The sequence below is a fragment of the Mycolicibacterium tusciae genome (genome assembly GCF_002086795.1).
Lineage (GTDB): Bacteria > Actinomycetota > Actinomycetes > Mycobacteriales > Mycobacteriaceae > Mycobacterium > Mycobacterium tusciae.
The window spans coordinates 101,227-116,213 of sequence record NZ_MVIM01000008.1; the positions used below are offsets into that span (position 1 = coordinate 101,227).

The window sequence follows — 14,987 nt, forward strand, 5'->3', positions numbered from 1 at the left end:
CCGGCCGCCTACTGCAGCGCCCGGATGATCAGCGCGACGAATTCACGGCAGGACGCGTAACGGTCCTCCGGTGCCTTCGCCAGGGCTTTCGTCACGACTGCGTCGAATACGCGTGGCAGCCAGGCAATTTCACGTGACCGACGTGGTGGCGGCGTGTGCAAATGTGCGTCGATGAGGCCGAGTCCCGACGAGGCAGTGAACGGTGGCGATCCGGTGATCAGTTCGACGGCGGTGCATGCCAGCGCGTATTCGTCGGTGGCTCCCGTCGGCGCGTGGCCGGTGATCAACTCCGGCGCCGCATAGGGGAGCGACGCCTCGATCTGCGAGGAACGGTGGCGTATATCGTCGGTGACCGCGTGTGCGACTCCGAAGTCGATCAGGACAGCACTGGAAAGATCCTGGCGGACAAGGATGTTCGCGGGTTTCACGTCGCAGTGCACGATCGCGCGGTTGTGTGTGTAGTCCAGCGCGTCGGCGATCTGTTCCAGTGCGGCGAGACGCTTGGGCATGGTGCCCACGGCGACGATCCCGCCGCCGGTGACGAGTTCCATCGACAGCCACCCGGTGCCGCGTTCGTACACCGTCACGATGTGGGGATGGGCTAGGCGACGGGCGAATTCGAACTCGCGGCGCAGTCGCGCAATGTGGGCGAGATCGCGGTGATCCTGGTCGAGGACTTTCAGCGCCACATCCCGATCCCGGGCGCGCGCCCGGTACACCGTCGCATAGCCGCCGCGGCCCAGCACGTCGTCGACGATGTGACCTTCAAACTCTTCGCCAGCGGAGAGCACGCCCCTCAGACTAGGGGTTTGATCGGCGAGATCGACCTGCTCAGACGGCTCCTGGGTGCTGTCTCCTCCGATAGTGTCGTCTGGTGTCCAACGGCAACACCGCATCCGAATGGGTTCCGACCGGATCGGTGACGGTGCGGGTGCCGGGCAAGGTCAATTTGTACCTCGAGGTCGGAGATCGCCGCGACGACGGCTATCACGAGCTGACCACTGTGTTTCACGCGGTTTCGTTGCTCGACGAGATCACCGTCCGCAACGCCGACGTGCTGTCGCTGGAGTTGGCGGGCGAAGGCGCGGACACGCTGCCGACCGACGAACGCAACCTCGCGTGGCGCGCCGCCGAACTGCTCGCCGAACATGTCGGGCGCGCGCCCGACGTCGCGATCACCGTCGAGAAGTCGATCCCCGTCGCCGGCGGCATGGCAGGCGGCAGTGCCAATGCCGCGGCCGTGCTCGTCGCGATGAACACGCTGTGGGAGCTGGGAGTGCCGCGGCGCGACCTCCACGTGCTCGCCGCGCAATTGGGCAGCGACGTCCCCTTTGCGCTGCACGGCGGCACCGCGCTAGGCACCGGTCGCGGTGAGGAACTGGCAACGGTACTGGCCCGCAACACTTTTCACTGGGTGCTGGCCTTCGCCAAGGGCGGACTGTCGACTCCGTCGGTGTTCGCCGAGATCGACCGCCTACGTGAGACGGAGCGCGATGCGCCCCGCCTCGACGATCCCGAGCCGCTGCTTGCCGCCCTGGCGTCCGGCGATCCGGCGCAGCTGGCGCCGCTTCTCGGCAACGATCTGCAGGCGGCTGCGCTGTCTTTGGATCCCGAGCTGCGTCGCACCCTGCGCGCGGGGACCGAGGCCGGGGCGCTGGCCGGCATCGTCTCCGGCTCGGGACCGACGTGTGCCTTCCTCTGCTCGTCGGCGTCCTCGGCCGTCGACGTCGCGACCGAGATGGCCGGTGCCGGTGTCTGCCGGACCGTGCGCGTCGCCAGTGGACCCGTGCAGGGAGCGCGGGTGGTGCCCGCGCCGTCGGCCTCGGTCTGACCGCGCACGGTGTGACTCAGGCCTCAATGACCGCCAGATTTTGGCAGGTCCTTAAGAAATGTTTAAGATGATCGACGGTGAAAACTAGCGGTCATGAATTGGACGCGGCATTCGCGCCCGCCGACAACATCGGTGGGCGACTTGTCATAGCCGACCGCTCACCAGAGGCATCACCAATTCGAGACTCAACCGCTCCCCAATTGTGTGCGCGCCTCCTGGAAAGCGCCTCTGATCAGGCGGAGCATTACATCCGGGCATTTCCTGTTCGGAAACCGAGGAGGTTGTCGTGAGCCGTTTCACCGAGAAGATGTACCGAAACGCCCGCACCGTGACAACGGGCATGGTCACCGGTGAACCGCACGAGCCAGTTCGGCATACCTGGGGCGACGTTCACGAGCGGGCCCGCGCCGTCGCCGGTGGTCTGGCGGAGGCCGGAATCGGACTCGGCGATTCGGTCGGCGTGCTCGCAGGCTTCCCCGTGGAAATCGCGCCGGTAGCGCAGGGCCTGTGGATGCGCGGCGCCTGCCTGACCATGCTGCACCAGCCCACGCCCCGTACCGACCTCGTGATCTGGGCCGAGGACACCATGAACGTCATCGGCATGATCGAGGCCAAGGCCGTCATCGTCTCCGAACCGTTCCTGGTCGCGATCCCGGTGCTCAGGGAAAAGGGCATCACCGTTCTGACCGTCGCCGACCTGCTGGCGTCGGACCCGATCGACCCCATCGAGGTCGGCGAGGACGACCTGGCGCTGATGCAGCTGACGTCCGGATCGACTGGGTCTCCCAAGGCGGTGCAGATCACGCACCGCAACATCCACTCCAACGCCGAGGCCATGTTCATCGGCGCCGAGTACGACGTCGACAAGGACGTCATGGTCAGCTGGCTGCCCTGCTTCCACGACATGGGCATGGTCGGCTTCCTCACCATCCCGATGTACTTCGGCGCGGAGCTGGTCAAGGTCACGCCGATGGACTTCCTGCGCGACACCCTGCTGTGGGCCAAGCTCATCGACAAGTACAAGGGCACCATGACCGCGGCGCCGAACTTCGCGTACGCGTTGTTCGCCAAGCGGCTGCGCCGCCAGGCCAAGCCCGGCGAGTTCGACCTGTCGACGCTGCGGTTCGCGCTCTCGGGCGCCGAACCCGTCGAGCCCGCCGACGTCGAGGACCTCTTGGACGCGGGTAAGCCGTTCGGTCTGAAGCCCGACGCGATCCTGCCCGCATACGGCATGGCCGAGACCACCCTGGCGGTGTCGTTCTCCCCATGTGGTGCCGGTCTGGTCGTCGACGAGGTCGACGCCGACCTGATGGCCGCGCTGCGTCGCGCCGTTCCCGCGACCAAGGGCAACACCCGCAGGCTGGCCTCGCTTGGCCCGCTGCTGACGGACCTGGAGGCACGCGTCATCGACGAGCACGGCAACGTGATGCCGCCGCGCGGCGTCGGCGTCATCGAACTCCGTGGCGAGTCGCTGACTCCCGGCTACATCACCATGGGCGGCTTCATCCCCGCCCAGGACGAGCACGGCTGGTACGACACCGGTGACCTCGGCTACATCACCGAGGACGGCAACATCATCGTGTGCGGCCGTGTGAAGGACGTCATCATCATGGCGGGCCGCAACATCTACCCGACCGACATCGAGCGTGCCGCCGGCCGCGTCGAGGGCGTCCGGCCTGGCTGCGCCGTCGCGGTGCGACTCGACGCCGGTCATTCGCGGGAGACCTTCGCCGTCGCGGTGGAGTCCAACGCCTGGCAGGACCCCGACGAGGTGCACCGCATCGAACGTCAGGTCGCCCATGAAGTGGTGGCCGAGGTCGACGTGCGGCCGCGCAACGTCGTCGTGCTGGGGCCGGGCAGCATCCCGAAGACCCCGTCGGGCAAGCTGCGCCGCTCCAACTCGGTCTCGCTGGTCACCTAGGTTCTCGCTCGGCGCGCGTGGGCCCACGCGCGGTAATCCATTGGCTGCGCGTCGGAGTTCGTCGCTACGGTTGGCCCATGACCTCTCCGGCCATCGAGGCGATCGACCTCGTCAAGAAATTCGGTGACAACGCCTCCGAACGACCAGCTGTCGACGGGGTCAGCTTCGTGGTGCCGCCCGGCACGGTGCTGGGCCTGCTCGGTCCCAACGGTGCGGGTAAGACCACCACGGTCCGGATGATGACGACGCTGACGGTCCCCACCAGCGGCACCGCGCGGGTGGCGGGATACGACGTCCGCGAGCAACCGGACATGGTGCGCCGCAACATGGGCCTCACCGGACAGGTCGCCACCGTCGACGAGCTGCTGACCGGCCGGGAGAACATCCGGATGATCGGCGGTCTCTACGGCATCGGTCGGCGCGACCTCGAACGCCTGGGTAATCAACTGTTGGAACAGTTTTCGATTGCCGATGCCGCCGACCGTCCGGTCCGCGGGTACTCCGGCGGCATGCGGCGACGGCTCGATCTCGCGGTCAGCCTGATCGCGTCACCGCCGGTGCTGTTCCTCGACGAGCCGACCACCGGTCTGGATCCGCGTAGCCGCAGCGAGCTGTGGGAGATGCTGCGCGGCCTCGTCGCCGAGGGCACGACACTGCTGCTCACCACGCAGTACCTCGAGGAGGCCGACCAACTCGCCGACGACATCGTCGTCGTCAATCACGGCCGGATCATCGCGCAGGGCACGCCGCTGCAACTCAAACAGCAGGCGGGCAACGCCAGCCTGGTCGTCACCGTTTCGCACGCCACCGACCTGCCCGCGGCGCGGGAGCTGATCGCGCGTACCGGCGCCGAGGTTCATCTCGACGTCGGTGCACGGCAACTCACCGCGGCCGCCGACGGCATCGCCGACCTGACCCGTGTCGCCGGCTGGCTGCAGGAGCGCGCGATCGAGGTCGACGACATCGGCCTGTCCCGGCCCAGCCTGGACGACGTGTTCCTTTCCCTGACCGGCCATCGCGTCGAGGGCGACGAGACCGAGGAGGTCAGCGCATGACCACCACCGAGAGCGAGAAGCGCGACACGCTGGAGCGGCCCCGGATCCGCCAGACGAACATCGCCGAGCAGTCATGGATCATGGTCAAGCGCAACATGATCCACACCAAGCGGATGCCCGAGATGTTGAGCGACGTCACGGTGCAGCCCATCATGTTCGTGCTGCTGTTCGCGTTCGTGTTCGGTGCCTCGATCGCCACCGCGGGCAGCGCGTCCTACCGCGAGTTCCTGCTTCCCGGCATCCAGGCGCAGACCATCGTGTTCACCGCGTTCGTGGTGTCCACCGGTATCACCGCCGATGTCGAGAAGGGCATCATCGACCGGTTCCGATCGCTGCCGATCCGACGGTCGGCGGTGTTGATCGGACGGAGCATCGCCAGCCTGCTGCACTCGTCGATCGGTGTCGTGGTGATGGCGGTGACCGGGCTGTGCATCGGATGGCGGATCCGCGGCGGCTTCGTCGACGCGGTGCTCGCCTTCGTGCTGATCCTCGTGTTCGGCTTCGGGATGATCTGGTTCGGCATCCTGATCGGATCGCTGATGCGCTCGGTCGAAGCGGTCAACGGCGTGATGTTCACCGTTCTTTTTCCGATCACGTTCCTGGCCAACACCTTCGCGCCGACCGAGCCCATGCCGCGCTGGCTCCGGGTGATGGCCGAGTGGAACCCGGTGTCGTCGCTGACCCAGGCGGTGCGGGAGCTGTGGGGCAACGGCCCGCCCGCCCCGCCGGAGGCGCAACTCCCACTCCATCACCCGATACTCGCGACGATCCTGTGGTCGCTGGCGATCACCGCGGTGATCGCGCCGTTCGCGTTGCGGGCGTACGCGCGCCGCACGGGCGACTAGGAGCGGATCGCGTCGACCGTCCACGCGGTATAGCGATCCCACATCGGGTCGGCCGAACATGACCGCGGCGGTCATGGTGCGGACCTGGGTGCGCAGTCGCCGGCCAGCGCCCAAGCGATGCGACCCAGACCGATCGCAACACCGATCGAAAGCGCCAGCGCAATCCAGGGATTGAGGGCATCAGCCAGATAGATCTCGGCGATGGCCAGGCCGCCACACCCCACAGCGGCCAGGCCCGGGCCACACGGAGGCGGCGGCTCTCGGACATGCTTCCGGTGTACGCCCGTTCGCACTGCGAAAGCGTCGTCTGAACGGGTTCTTTACGCGGCGGTTCAGCATTCTGACGGCCGCCGAACCGCTGAGTATTGTGTACTATACCTAGCATGACCGACAGAGTCCCCGCTCGGCTCGCCGACCACCCGACAGTCCGCAAGGTGCGGGCACGCAAAACCGAGAAACCCGGCGTCATCGACGCCGACTGGCTGCGTCAGGTCTGTCTCGACGCCGGCGTCGACGACGTCGCGTTCGCCAGCGTCGACAATCCCGACCTCGCCTCCGAACGCGAGCACGTCGACGAGGCCTTGCCCGGCGTCGCAAGCTACATCTCCCTGGTCGTCAAGATGAACCGCGACAACGTCCGCTCCACCGCGCGCAGCGTCGCCAATCAGGAGTTCCACCGCAGCGGCGAGATCATGAACGAGGCCGCGCACCGGATCACCCGCGCGCTGCAAGATGCCGGCTACCGCGCGATCAATCCGTCGATGTCGTTTCCCATGGAGATGGACCGGTTCCCCGGTCGGATCTGGGTGGTGGCGCACAAACCTGTTGCGGTCGCCTCCGGCCTCGGTGTGATGGGCATCCACCGCAACGTGATTCACCCGAAGTTCGGCAACTTCATCCTTCTCGGCACGGTGCTCGTGGCCGCGCCGATCAGCAGTTACGGTGAGCCGCTTGACTATTCGCCGTGCCTGGAATGCAAACTCTGCGTAGCGGCCTGCCCGGTTGGTGCCATCAAGAAGGACGGGGAGTTCGACTTCTTCGCATGCTCCACCCACAACTACCGCGAGTTCATGGGCGGATTCACCGACTGGGTGCAGACCATAGCCGACAGTGAAGACGCGGCTGATTTCCGTTCGAGAGTCAGCGATTCCGAGAACGCCTCGATGTGGCAGAGCCTGTCCTTCAAGGCCAACTACAAGGCGGCCTACTGCCTGGCGGTGTGTCCGGCCGGAGAGGACGTCATCGAGCCGTACCTCGACGACCGCAAGGGCTTCATGGATCTGGTCCTCAAGCCGCTGCAGGAGAAGAAGGAGACCCTCTACGTCCTGCCGAACTCGGTGGCGAAGGAGTACGCCGAGCGACGGTTCCCGCACAAGCAGATCAAGGTGGTCGACAGCGGCATCGATGGGCGCTGATTTCGCTAGACGGAATAGATTCGCCGCTCGACGGCGTTTGGCCCGGTATGAAGATCAGCCGAGGGGTCACGCGCGGTTTGCTGATGGGTGTTGCTGCACTGATGGTTTCGGGTGTGACGCTCGTCGCACCGGCATTGCTTCCGTCGGGCCCGACGGGTGTCGCCTCGGCGCAGCCCGCCGAGTGCGCCGACGTTCAGGTCGTGTTCGCACGCGGCACCGGCGAGCCGGCGGGCATTGGACGCGTCGGCGACGCGTTCGTCGACGCGCTGCGACCGCTGGTGCCGGGGCAGTCGGTGGACGTGTACGCGGTCAACTACCCGGCCTCGTACGACTTCCTTCGCGCTGCCGACGGTGCCAACGACGCCAGCGCATTCGTTCAGAACACTGTCGCGACCTGCCCCGACACCAAAATCGTCCTCGGCGGCTTCTCGCAGGGTGCCGCGGTGATCGATGCGCTTGCGATCGCCAACCAGCCGACGCTCGGCTTCACCAACCTGTTGCCGCCGGCCGCCGCCGATCACGTCGCCGCGGTGGCGGTGTTCGGCAACCCGTCCATCCGGTTGCTCGGCGGCCCGCTCACCTCGCTGAGCCCGCAGTACGGATACAAGACCATCGATCTGTGCAACGGGGCCGATCCGGTGTGCTCCGGCGGCGACGACAGGCCCGCGCACAGCCTGTACGTGCAGGCCGGATTGACGACGCAGGCAGCACAATTCGTGGCCAGCCGACTCACCTCCGAGGCGCCGATCACGACGCTGGCGGGCCAGACGCACGGCTGACGCTAGTAGCGGATCAGACCGCGCAGGTTCACCCCGGCATGCATATCGGCGTACCCCTGGTTGATCTCCTCGAGGGTGTACTCACGGGTGATCAGCTCGTTGAGTTTCAGCTTGCCCGCCTGGTACAGCTCGAGCATCCGGGGAATGTCGTGGCGCGGATTCGACGAGCCGAACAGCGAACCGCGGACCTGCTTTTCATAGAGCGTCAGGTCGAACAGCGACATATCGACCGAGGTGTCGGTCGGGTGGGGGATCGCCGTCATCACCACGCGTCCCCGCTTGCCGACCAAGCTCAGTGCCTGGGCGACGTACTCGCCTTCGGCTGAATCCGTGCTGACGACGCACACGTCGGCCATCGCCCCGTGGGTCAGATCGGACACCAATGCCTGCGCCTCCTCGACCGTGGCTGCGGTGTGCGTAGCGCCGAACTCCAGCGACCGGGTGCGCTTGTACTCGATCGGGTCGAGTGCGACGACGGCGCGCGCACCGGCGATCCGGGCACCCTGCACGGCATTGATGCCGATGCCGCCGACCCCCATCACGACGGCCGTGTCACCGTCGCGGACCTCGCCGGTGCGTACAGCGCTGCCGTACCCAGTGGTGACGCCACAGCCGACGAGCGCAGCGGTGTCCAGGGCGGTGCCGGGATCCACCTTGATCACCGACGCGACCGGAACGACCGTGTACTCGGAGAACGTGCCGAGCACGCACATCTGGCCCAGCCCTTGTCCGATCGCATGAAACCGGAAGGTGCCGTCGAGTTGCGGGCCCGCGATGATCGCCGCACCCAGCACACACAGGTTGCTCATCCCGCGCGAGCAGGGATCGCAGCGACCGCACGCCGGGATGAAGCTCAACACGACGGAATCACCCGCGGCGACGTCGGTGACGCCGGGGCCGACGTCGACGACGACGCCCGCGCCCTCATGTCCGCCGACCACCGGCAACTGCATCGGCATGTCGCCGGTGACCAGGTGGTCGTCAGAATGGCACAGCCCACTGGCCGTCAGCTTGACGAGGACTTCGGCTTCCTTCGGGCCGTCGAGCTCGACCTCCTCCACCTCCCACTTCTGGTGCAGGCCCCATAGCACCGCGGCTTTGGTCTTCATTGGGACTCGTCTCCTCAGCGCTTCTCGGGGGTCCAGATGGCGGGCAGGCGGTTGATGCCGTTGATGAAGTTGGCCAGCGCGAAGTCGGGCTCGGGAGCCGAGATGTCGGGGATCCGCGTGTACACCTCGGTGAGCAGCGACTTGAGCATGGTGCGCGCGAGCGCGGCGCCGAGGCAGAAGTGCGGGCCGCCACCGCCGAAGGCAATGTGTGGGTTGGGATTTCGCAAAATGTTGAAGGTGTGCGGATCCTCGAAGACATCCTCGTCGCGGTTGCCCGAGTAGTACCACAGCACCACCTTGTCGCCCGCCTTGATGTCCGATCCTCGGACGGTGATGTCTTGCGTGGCGGTGCGTCGCATATGCAACAGCGGCGAGGACCAACGCAGCACCTCCTCGACGGCGGTGCCGGCCCGACCCTCGACATCCTCGACGAGCAACGCGCGCTGGTCGGGGAACTTCGAGAGCGTGTAGATGGCGTGCGCCGAGGCGTGCCGGGTGGTGTCGTTGGCGGCGACGCCCAGCAGGACGAAGAACGCCTTCAGTTCGTCGTCGGTCATTTTCTTGCCGTCGAACTCGGCCTGCACCATCCACGTCAGCAGGTCGTCGCCGGGGTTGGTCCGCCGCTGTGGGATCAACACTGAAGCGACCTCGTGGAGGTCCATCACGGCCCCCATGAACAGCTCGAGTTCGCTCTGCTCGCCGCGGATGTTCGGGTCGGTCCAGCCCACCAGGCGCTGCGCCGCGCGGACCGCCTTGTCACGCAAGTCGCCTTCCGGCAACCCGAAGAAGCTGCCGAAGATGCGTCCGGGCAGTTTCACCGACACCAGCTCGACGAAGTCACCCTCGCCGAGGTGGGCCATCTCGGTGACCAGATCGCGGGCGTGGCCGCGGATCCAGTCTTCGAGCCGCCGGACGTTTTTCGGCTTGAAGGCCTCGGTCGTGATGCCCCGCAGCTGGGTGTGCCGGGGTGCATCCATCGCAATGAATGACTGGGCGATCTCGACCGCCTCAGGTGCGAAGTCCTCCATCGTGATGCCCTGGGCGGAGGAGAAGATCTCCGGATGGCGGCTGGCCATCCGGATGTCCTCCTGTTTGGTCAGGGACCAGAAGCCCCTGGTATTGAGCTCGGGTGGTAGCAGGTCCGATTCGGCCGGCCGGCTCCACGGCACCGGGTTCTCTCTGCGCAGCACCTCGAACGCCCGATCACGTTCTTCCGGGGGTTTGGCCCAGAACGCACGGGCGCTCAGGTCGATGTCTTTGTGCGTCGTCGTCGCCGCAGTGGTCATGTGGTCATGCTGAACGCCGAGAGCGCCGAGCGGACCCGGCGGCCGTGCCATTCGCGGCCCCCGCGGGCCCAATGCGTGGACCGTGCGGGCCGTTCAGGTCAGCGGCAGCGTGAAGGTCGCGACCAGCCCGCCCCCTGCTCGGGCCGAGAACCGCAGTGCGCCGCCGAGCGCCTCGACGATCTGCTGGACGATCCACAGTCCGAGGCCGGCGGTCCCGCGCTGGCCGCCGAGGCTGACGAATTTCGCGGTCAGGTCGCCCAGGCTCTCCGCAGGCACGCCGGGGCCGCGGTCGGCCACCGAGATGGTGAGATTCGTGTCGGTGCGCGCGCACGTGACGTCGATCGGCCGGCCACGGCCATGTCGCGCGGCGTTCTCCAGCAGGTTGGTCAGCACTCGGCGCAGTCCTTGCGCATCGATGTCGATCGCCGACACATCCCCGGTGACCGCGACCTCGAGGCGCGCGCTCGTCAGCCCGGCCGCGTCGGCCGCCTCGCCGATCAGCGCCGCGACGTCGACGCGTCGTAACCGACCGGGCGAGAACGTCGGACGTCTGGCGAGCGCCACGTCGGCGAGCGCGTCGAGCATGTCGTTGAGGTGGCGGGCGTGCCGGCCGGCCAGGGCGATCGCCGCGTCACGATCGGCCGACGCCATCGGTGAGGCGCCGTCGGTCAGTGCACCGGCGAGGGCCTCCAACGAGGCCACCGGCGTACGGAACTCGTGCAGTAGCACCTGCAGGCCCTCTTGCTGCGACTCGTAGGACTGCAGCAGCCGGGCGCGCAGATCGCGTTCCTCCTCGGCCGCGGCATGCTCGGCCTCGGCTTCCACCAGCAGCCGCATCCGTGACCGGTGCTCACGCTCGACGAGCAACGACAGACCGCCTCCGAGAAGCGCGACGAACACCAGGAGCAACGCCCACCACACCCCCTGCAGCGGGCGGGGCACGGTCGCTACGGCATCTGGGCCGGCCCACAGCGCGACGCCGATGTAACCGAGCCCGGCCACCGCTGCCACCAGCACGGTTTGCGGGAACGACAACCGGGCCGCCGACGCGATGACGACCATCACCAACACCGCCACCACGGGGCTCGACGGCCCGCCCGTCAAGGCGATCACCGCCAGCGTCAGCGTCGCATCGGAGGCGGTCACCAGCCACGAGTAGCGCGTTCGCCTTATCTCGACGCGAGGGCGGGTCATCAGAATCGCCGCGTAGCCCAGCGCCACACCCAGCACGACGGCCACCCCGGCGAGGTGCTGCCGCAGCCAGTCCGGCCCGACCGCCACGAGGACGATGATCGAGATCACCACGGCGACCCGGACCGCGACGACCAAGCGTGCCAGGCCATAGCCATCCTCGCTGGAGGCCAGCGACTGGAACCGGTTCACGCGCCGACCATAGACGCGGATTCGACGCAGCATCTAGCATCCGGCCCATGAGCCAGCGGCCTTACGTGGTGGTCATCGTCGACGACCACGAACTCTTCGCCGAGGGGCTCGAGCTGTTGCTGACCCGCGACTGGGGCGATCAGTTCGTCATCGGCGGGCGGACGACCTTCGTCGAAGAGGCCGCCGACCTGGTCGCATCGTGCGATGCAGACGTCGCGATCGTCGACCTGACGATGCCACCCCTTGGCGGCGTCGCCGCCATCCGGCACATCAAGAAACGCCATCCGCGGACCCGCGTCCTGGCCTTATCGGGCACCGACGACCCGCAGCTGGCCGAGGAGGCACTGCGGTCGGGGGCCGACGGATTCCTCTCCAAAGCGGTTCGGCCAGAAGCGCTGGCCGGACCGCTGTACACGATCGCGGCGGGCATGCGCGTCGTCGACACCAAGGTGCTCGAAGGCCTGCTCAGCAACATCCGCAAGCCGCCAGAGGCTCTGCTCGCCGCGTTGAGCCCGGCCGACCTCAAGCTGTGGGTGCTGTTGTCGACGGGCATGGAGACCGTCGACATCGCCAACCGGATGCTGGTGTCGGAGCGCACCGCCAAGCGCATGGTGGCCTCCTTGCTCAACAAGCTCGGAGTGACCAGCCGGATCGCCGCGGCGGGGCTGGCCGGGCGGTGCGGACTGCTCGACGACACGGCCGACGGCCAGCCGCCCTGAGGCGTCAGTCCTCGATGCGGAGCGCCTGGGCGGGGCACATCGCCGCGGCCTGAATGACGGCGGCATGTGCGACCGGCGATGGATCGGGGTCGAGGAGCACCACCTGCTCGCTGTCGTCGGGTAGGTCGAAAACCTCGGGCGCGGCCAGGATGCATTGACCGTGGCCTTCGCACAGTTCGTAATCGACGGTGATGTGCATCGCTCCTCCGCAAGTCGGTTGTGCGCCAGTGTCGTCGCCGATTCGGAGCCGAGACGCGGGCCGCGCGCGCCAAACCTGGCCTGCCGGTGCCACGTTCGCGTCAGCGCTAGCCCCAGGCGTGCACGGTGTTCTGAGCCGGCTCCAACCCCTGGGAGATCAGCAGTTCGGTGGCGTCGGCGGCCTGCTCGCAGATCGTCGGCACCTCTTTCCACTCCGCCGAGGTGAACGTGCCGAGCACGAACGCCGCGCCCTCCATCCGGCCGGGCGGGCGACCGATTCCGATGCGAACCCGCTGAAAGTCGTTGGAGCCCAGGGACGATCCCACCGATCGCAGGCCATTGTGCCCGGCGACCCCGCCACCGAACTTCAGCCGGATGCGGCCGAAGTCGATGTCGAGCTCGTCGTGGATGACGATGATGTCGGCGGGCGCCACCGAGTAGAACTTGGCCAGCGGCGCCACCTGACGCCCGGACTCGTTCATGTAGCAGCGCGGTTTGGCGAGCACCACCGGACGGCCGGCAAGCTGACCGGTGACCACCTCGGCCCCCGACTTCTTATGCACCTTGAAACCCGAGCCGATGCGATCGGCCAGGATGTCGGCGACGAGGAAGCCGACGTTATGCCGCGTGGTGGCGTACTGCGGACCGGGGTTGCCGAGGCCGACCACGAGTTGGGGTTCGGCCATCGCGTACTACTCGGAGTCCGCGGCGGGTGTCTCGCCGGCTTCGCCCTCGCCCTCGCCCTCGGCTGCTTCGCCCTCGGTGGCTTCGCCTTCGGCCTCTTCGCCGCCGGCCTCGCCGGCACCCTCGGCCTCGAGGTCTTGTTCGGTCGGGGCGGCGACGACGTTGACGACGAGCAGCTCGGGATCGGAGATCAGCGAAACACCGTCGGGCAACGGAATCGCGCTCGCGGTGAACTGGGTGCCGATCTCGGCGCCCTCGACCGAGACGGTGAGGTTTTCCGGGATCGACTGCACGTCGGCCTCGATCTCGATGCTGTTGCTGTCCTGGGTGACCAGCGTGCCGGGAGTCGCTTCGCCCTCGACAATGACGTTGACCTCGACGGTGACCTTCTCGCCGCGACGCACGACCAGCAGGTCGGCGTGGGTGATGTTGCGGCGGATCGGATGGATGACGAGTGACTTGGTGAGCGCCAGCTGCTCCTTACCCTCGATGTCGAGGGTAAGCACCGCGTTGGTGCCGGCGTGACGCAGCACGGCCGAGAAGTCATGAGCATCCAGCTCGAGGTGCTGCGGATCGCTGCCGTGGCCGTAGAGGACGGTGGGTACCTTGCCGTTGCGGCGGGCGCGCCGCGAGGCGCCTTTGCCGGTCTCGGTGCGGACCGCTGCTGCGATGTTGTTCGGCGCGTTCTTGGCCATTCGGGTTCAACTCCTGTGTCGTGTCGAGCACGGCCAGGGAACCTCTGAAGATGGTTCGCGTCGATAACGGTGGCTGCCCACCCTCGCCGTGATTAGCAGCCAGGGTAGCCGCAGCCGCAGCTCAACCCCAAATCAGAGCCCGAACTTGGTGTCCGTGAGTTGCTCGGACAGCTCCCACAAGCCGGCGGCCTTCTCGGCGTCGCGGGCCAGCGGGCTGCGCAGCGGGGTGGGACCGGTCGGACCCCACATCGCGAACTGCGGCCCGACGAACGTATTGCCCGGCAGGTCTTCGGCCACCGCGTACAGCGTCTGACGGGCGCCGAAGTCGGCGTCGGTGGCCAACTTGTTGCCTAACGTCATCAACGCGTCGCCCAACTTGCGGCCGGTGTGGCCCTGCAGGTTGGTCGCCGAATAGCCGGGGTGGGCGGCGTGCGCTTTCAGCGTCGCCCCCGCGGTGTCGAGTCGCTTTTGCAACTCGCTGGTGAACAGGAGGTTGGCCAGCTTGGACTGCCCGTAGGCCCGCCACGGCGAGTAGGGCCGCGCCTTCCAGTTCAGATCCTTGAGGTTGATCTGGCCGATCAGATGCATGCCGGAGGACACGGTCACCACGCGGTCGGTGATCTTGGGCAGCAACAGGTTCGTCAGGGCGAAGTGGCCGAGGTGGTTGGTGCCGATCTGGCTCTCGAACCCGTCGACGGTCAGCGCGTAGGGGACCGCCATGATGCCCGCGTTGTTCACGAGAACGTCGACCTTGTCGACCCCTTCGGCGAAGGCGCGCACCGACGCGAGATCCTGCAGGTCGAGCTTGCGCACCTCGACGTCGCCGGTGATGGATTTCGCGGCATCGTCGCCCTTGGCCGTATTGCGCACGGCGAGGATCGTCTTGGCCCCGACGCGGGCCAGTTCACGCGCGGTGATCAGGCCCAGGCCACTGTTGGCTCCGGTCACGATGACGGTCCGTCCGGCGAAGGACGGCAGGTCGGCGGCGGTCCATTGACTCATGGCGCCCACCCTAGTGACGATTCGCCGAAATGGAATTCCAGCAGGGAAAGTTCGAGTAGACGCCT

The 14,987-nt window shown here is 67.2% G+C and carries 16 protein-coding genes; 7 read left to right on the forward strand and 9 right to left on the reverse strand.

Annotated elements, in window-relative coordinates; translation table 11 throughout:
- Nucleotides 1-8 precede the first annotated feature (8 nt).
- Nucleotides 9-791 carry a serine/threonine-protein kinase gene (locus BST47_RS16665; protein ID WP_083126644.1) on the reverse strand — a complete coding sequence of 261 codons (783 nt, stop codon included), beginning with the start codon at nucleotides 789-791 and terminating at the stop codon, nucleotides 9-11.
- 83 nt (nucleotides 792-874) lie between these two features.
- Here BST47_RS16665 and BST47_RS16670 point away from each other — a divergent pair, with 83 nt between their 5' ends.
- The 4 genes from BST47_RS16670 to BST47_RS16690 all read left to right on the forward strand — a co-directional run bounded on the left by BST47_RS16670 (nucleotide 875) and on the right by BST47_RS16690 (nucleotide 5,652).
- Nucleotides 875-1,831, forward strand: coding sequence for a 4-(cytidine 5'-diphospho)-2-C-methyl-D-erythritol kinase (locus BST47_RS16670; RefSeq protein WP_083126645.1), 957 nt, complete (start codon nucleotides 875-877; stop codon nucleotides 1,829-1,831).
- A gap of 286 nt (nucleotides 1,832-2,117) precedes the next feature.
- Nucleotides 2,118-3,752, forward strand: a complete 1,635-nt coding sequence (locus BST47_RS16680; protein ID WP_083126646.1) for a fatty acyl-AMP ligase — start codon at nucleotides 2,118-2,120, stop codon at nucleotides 3,750-3,752.
- A 77-nt stretch (nucleotides 3,753-3,829) separates the two neighbouring features.
- Nucleotides 3,830-4,807 (forward strand): efflux ABC transporter ATPase subunit, DrrA-related, encoded by a 978-nt coding sequence (locus BST47_RS16685; protein WP_083126647.1) that lies wholly within the window; start codon nucleotides 3,830-3,832, stop codon nucleotides 4,805-4,807.
- Nucleotides 4,804-5,652 (forward strand): ABC transporter permease, encoded by an 849-nt coding sequence (locus tag BST47_RS16690; protein WP_083126648.1) that lies wholly within the window; start codon nucleotides 4,804-4,806, stop codon nucleotides 5,650-5,652. The genes BST47_RS16685 and BST47_RS16690 overlap by 4 nt, the downstream gene beginning before the upstream one ends.
- Nucleotides 5,653-5,723: 71 nt before the next feature.
- Here the strand turns inward: BST47_RS16690 and BST47_RS30515 are convergent, their stop codons facing one another.
- Nucleotides 5,724-5,945: a hypothetical protein gene (locus BST47_RS30515; protein ID WP_133056220.1), complete on the reverse strand. Its 222-nt coding sequence runs from the start codon at nucleotides 5,943-5,945 to the stop codon at nucleotides 5,724-5,726.
- Nucleotides 5,946-6,035: 90 nt separating this feature from the next.
- Between BST47_RS30515 and BST47_RS16695 the strand changes: the two genes are divergently transcribed.
- Together BST47_RS16695 and BST47_RS16700 are read left to right on the forward strand one after the other, a co-directional pair.
- Nucleotides 6,036-7,067: an epoxyqueuosine reductase gene (locus BST47_RS16695; protein WP_083126649.1), complete on the forward strand. Its 1,032-nt coding sequence runs from the start codon at nucleotides 6,036-6,038 to the stop codon at nucleotides 7,065-7,067.
- An 83-nt stretch (nucleotides 7,068-7,150) separates the two neighbouring features.
- Entirely contained in the window at nucleotides 7,151-7,846 is a 696-nt protein-coding gene (locus BST47_RS16700) for a cutinase family protein (RefSeq protein WP_234809741.1), read from the forward strand.
- A 2-nt stretch (nucleotides 7,847-7,848) separates the two neighbouring features.
- On the opposite strand, the gene BST47_RS16705 is transcribed toward BST47_RS16700, so the two are convergent.
- The 3 genes from BST47_RS16705 to BST47_RS16715 all read right to left on the reverse strand — a co-directional run bounded on the left by BST47_RS16705 (nucleotide 7,849) and on the right by BST47_RS16715 (nucleotide 11,624).
- Nucleotides 7,849-8,955, reverse strand: coding sequence for an NDMA-dependent alcohol dehydrogenase (locus BST47_RS16705; protein ID WP_083126651.1), 1,107 nt, complete (start codon nucleotides 8,953-8,955; stop codon nucleotides 7,849-7,851).
- 14 nt (nucleotides 8,956-8,969) lie between these two features.
- Nucleotides 8,970-10,241 (reverse strand): cytochrome P450, encoded by a 1,272-nt coding sequence (locus BST47_RS16710; RefSeq protein WP_083126802.1) that lies wholly within the window; start codon nucleotides 10,239-10,241, stop codon nucleotides 8,970-8,972.
- Between the two features lie 93 nt (nucleotides 10,242-10,334).
- Complete coding sequence (locus BST47_RS16715; RefSeq protein WP_234809742.1) at nucleotides 10,335-11,624, reverse strand: sensor histidine kinase; 1,290 nt, start codon at nucleotides 11,622-11,624, stop codon at nucleotides 10,335-10,337.
- A 47-nt stretch (nucleotides 11,625-11,671) separates the two neighbouring features.
- Between BST47_RS16715 and BST47_RS16720 the strand changes: the two genes are divergently transcribed.
- A complete protein-coding gene (locus BST47_RS16720; RefSeq protein WP_083126653.1) occupies nucleotides 11,672-12,343 on the forward strand; it encodes a response regulator transcription factor in 672 nt (223 codons plus the stop codon).
- Nucleotides 12,344-12,347: 4 nt separating this feature from the next.
- Here BST47_RS16720 and BST47_RS16725 read toward each other — a convergent pair whose 3' ends face one another.
- From BST47_RS16725 to BST47_RS16740, 4 genes are all read right to left on the reverse strand, one after another.
- Nucleotides 12,348-12,542 (reverse strand): ferredoxin, encoded by a 195-nt coding sequence (locus BST47_RS16725; RefSeq protein ID WP_083126654.1) that lies wholly within the window; start codon nucleotides 12,540-12,542, stop codon nucleotides 12,348-12,350.
- Between the two features lie 106 nt (nucleotides 12,543-12,648).
- Nucleotides 12,649-13,227, reverse strand: a complete 579-nt coding sequence (gene pth / locus BST47_RS16730; protein ID WP_083126655.1) for an aminoacyl-tRNA hydrolase — start codon at nucleotides 13,225-13,227, stop codon at nucleotides 12,649-12,651.
- A gap of 6 nt (nucleotides 13,228-13,233) precedes the next feature.
- Nucleotides 13,234-13,920 carry a 50S ribosomal protein L25/general stress protein Ctc gene (locus BST47_RS16735; RefSeq protein ID WP_083126656.1) on the reverse strand — a complete coding sequence of 229 codons (687 nt, stop codon included), beginning with the start codon at nucleotides 13,918-13,920 and terminating at the stop codon, nucleotides 13,234-13,236.
- A 132-nt stretch (nucleotides 13,921-14,052) separates the two neighbouring features.
- Nucleotides 14,053-14,922, reverse strand: coding sequence for an oxidoreductase (locus BST47_RS16740; RefSeq protein WP_083126657.1), 870 nt, complete (start codon nucleotides 14,920-14,922; stop codon nucleotides 14,053-14,055).
- Between the last annotated feature and the right edge of the window lie 65 nt (nucleotides 14,923-14,987).

Bases quoted from the DNA above. Each gene is read 5' to 3' on its own strand.
- BST47_RS16685 (WP_083126647.1), top strand. From the start codon at position 3,830: ATGACCTCTCCGGCCATCGAGGCGATCGACCTCGTCAAGAAATTCGGT.
- BST47_RS16690 (WP_083126648.1), top strand. From the start codon at position 4,804: ATGACCACCACCGAGAGCGAGAAGCGCGACACGCTGGAGCGGCCCCGG.
- BST47_RS16695 (WP_083126649.1), top strand. From the start codon at position 6,036: ATGACCGACAGAGTCCCCGCTCGGCTCGCCGACCACCCGACAGTCCGC.
- BST47_RS16700 (WP_234809741.1), top strand. From the start codon at position 7,151: ATGGGTGTTGCTGCACTGATGGTTTCGGGTGTGACGCTCGTCGCACCG.
- BST47_RS16705 (WP_083126651.1), bottom strand. From the start codon at position 8,955: ATGAAGACCAAAGCCGCGGTGCTATGGGGCCTGCACCAGAAGTGGGAG.
- BST47_RS16710 (WP_083126802.1), bottom strand. From the start codon at position 10,241: ATGACCACTGCGGCGACGACGACGCACAAAGACATCGACCTGAGCGCC.
- BST47_RS16720 (WP_083126653.1), top strand. From the start codon at position 11,672: ATGAGCCAGCGGCCTTACGTGGTGGTCATCGTCGACGACCACGAACTC.
- BST47_RS16725 (WP_083126654.1), bottom strand. From the start codon at position 12,542: ATGCACATCACCGTCGATTACGAACTGTGCGAAGGCCACGGTCAATGC.
- pth (WP_083126655.1), bottom strand. From the start codon at position 13,227: ATGGCCGAACCCCAACTCGTGGTCGGCCTCGGCAACCCCGGTCCGCAG.
- BST47_RS16735 (WP_083126656.1), bottom strand. From the start codon at position 13,920: ATGGCCAAGAACGCGCCGAACAACATCGCAGCAGCGGTCCGCACCGAG.
- BST47_RS16740 (WP_083126657.1), bottom strand. From the start codon at position 14,922: ATGAGTCAATGGACCGCCGCCGACCTGCCGTCCTTCGCCGGACGGACC.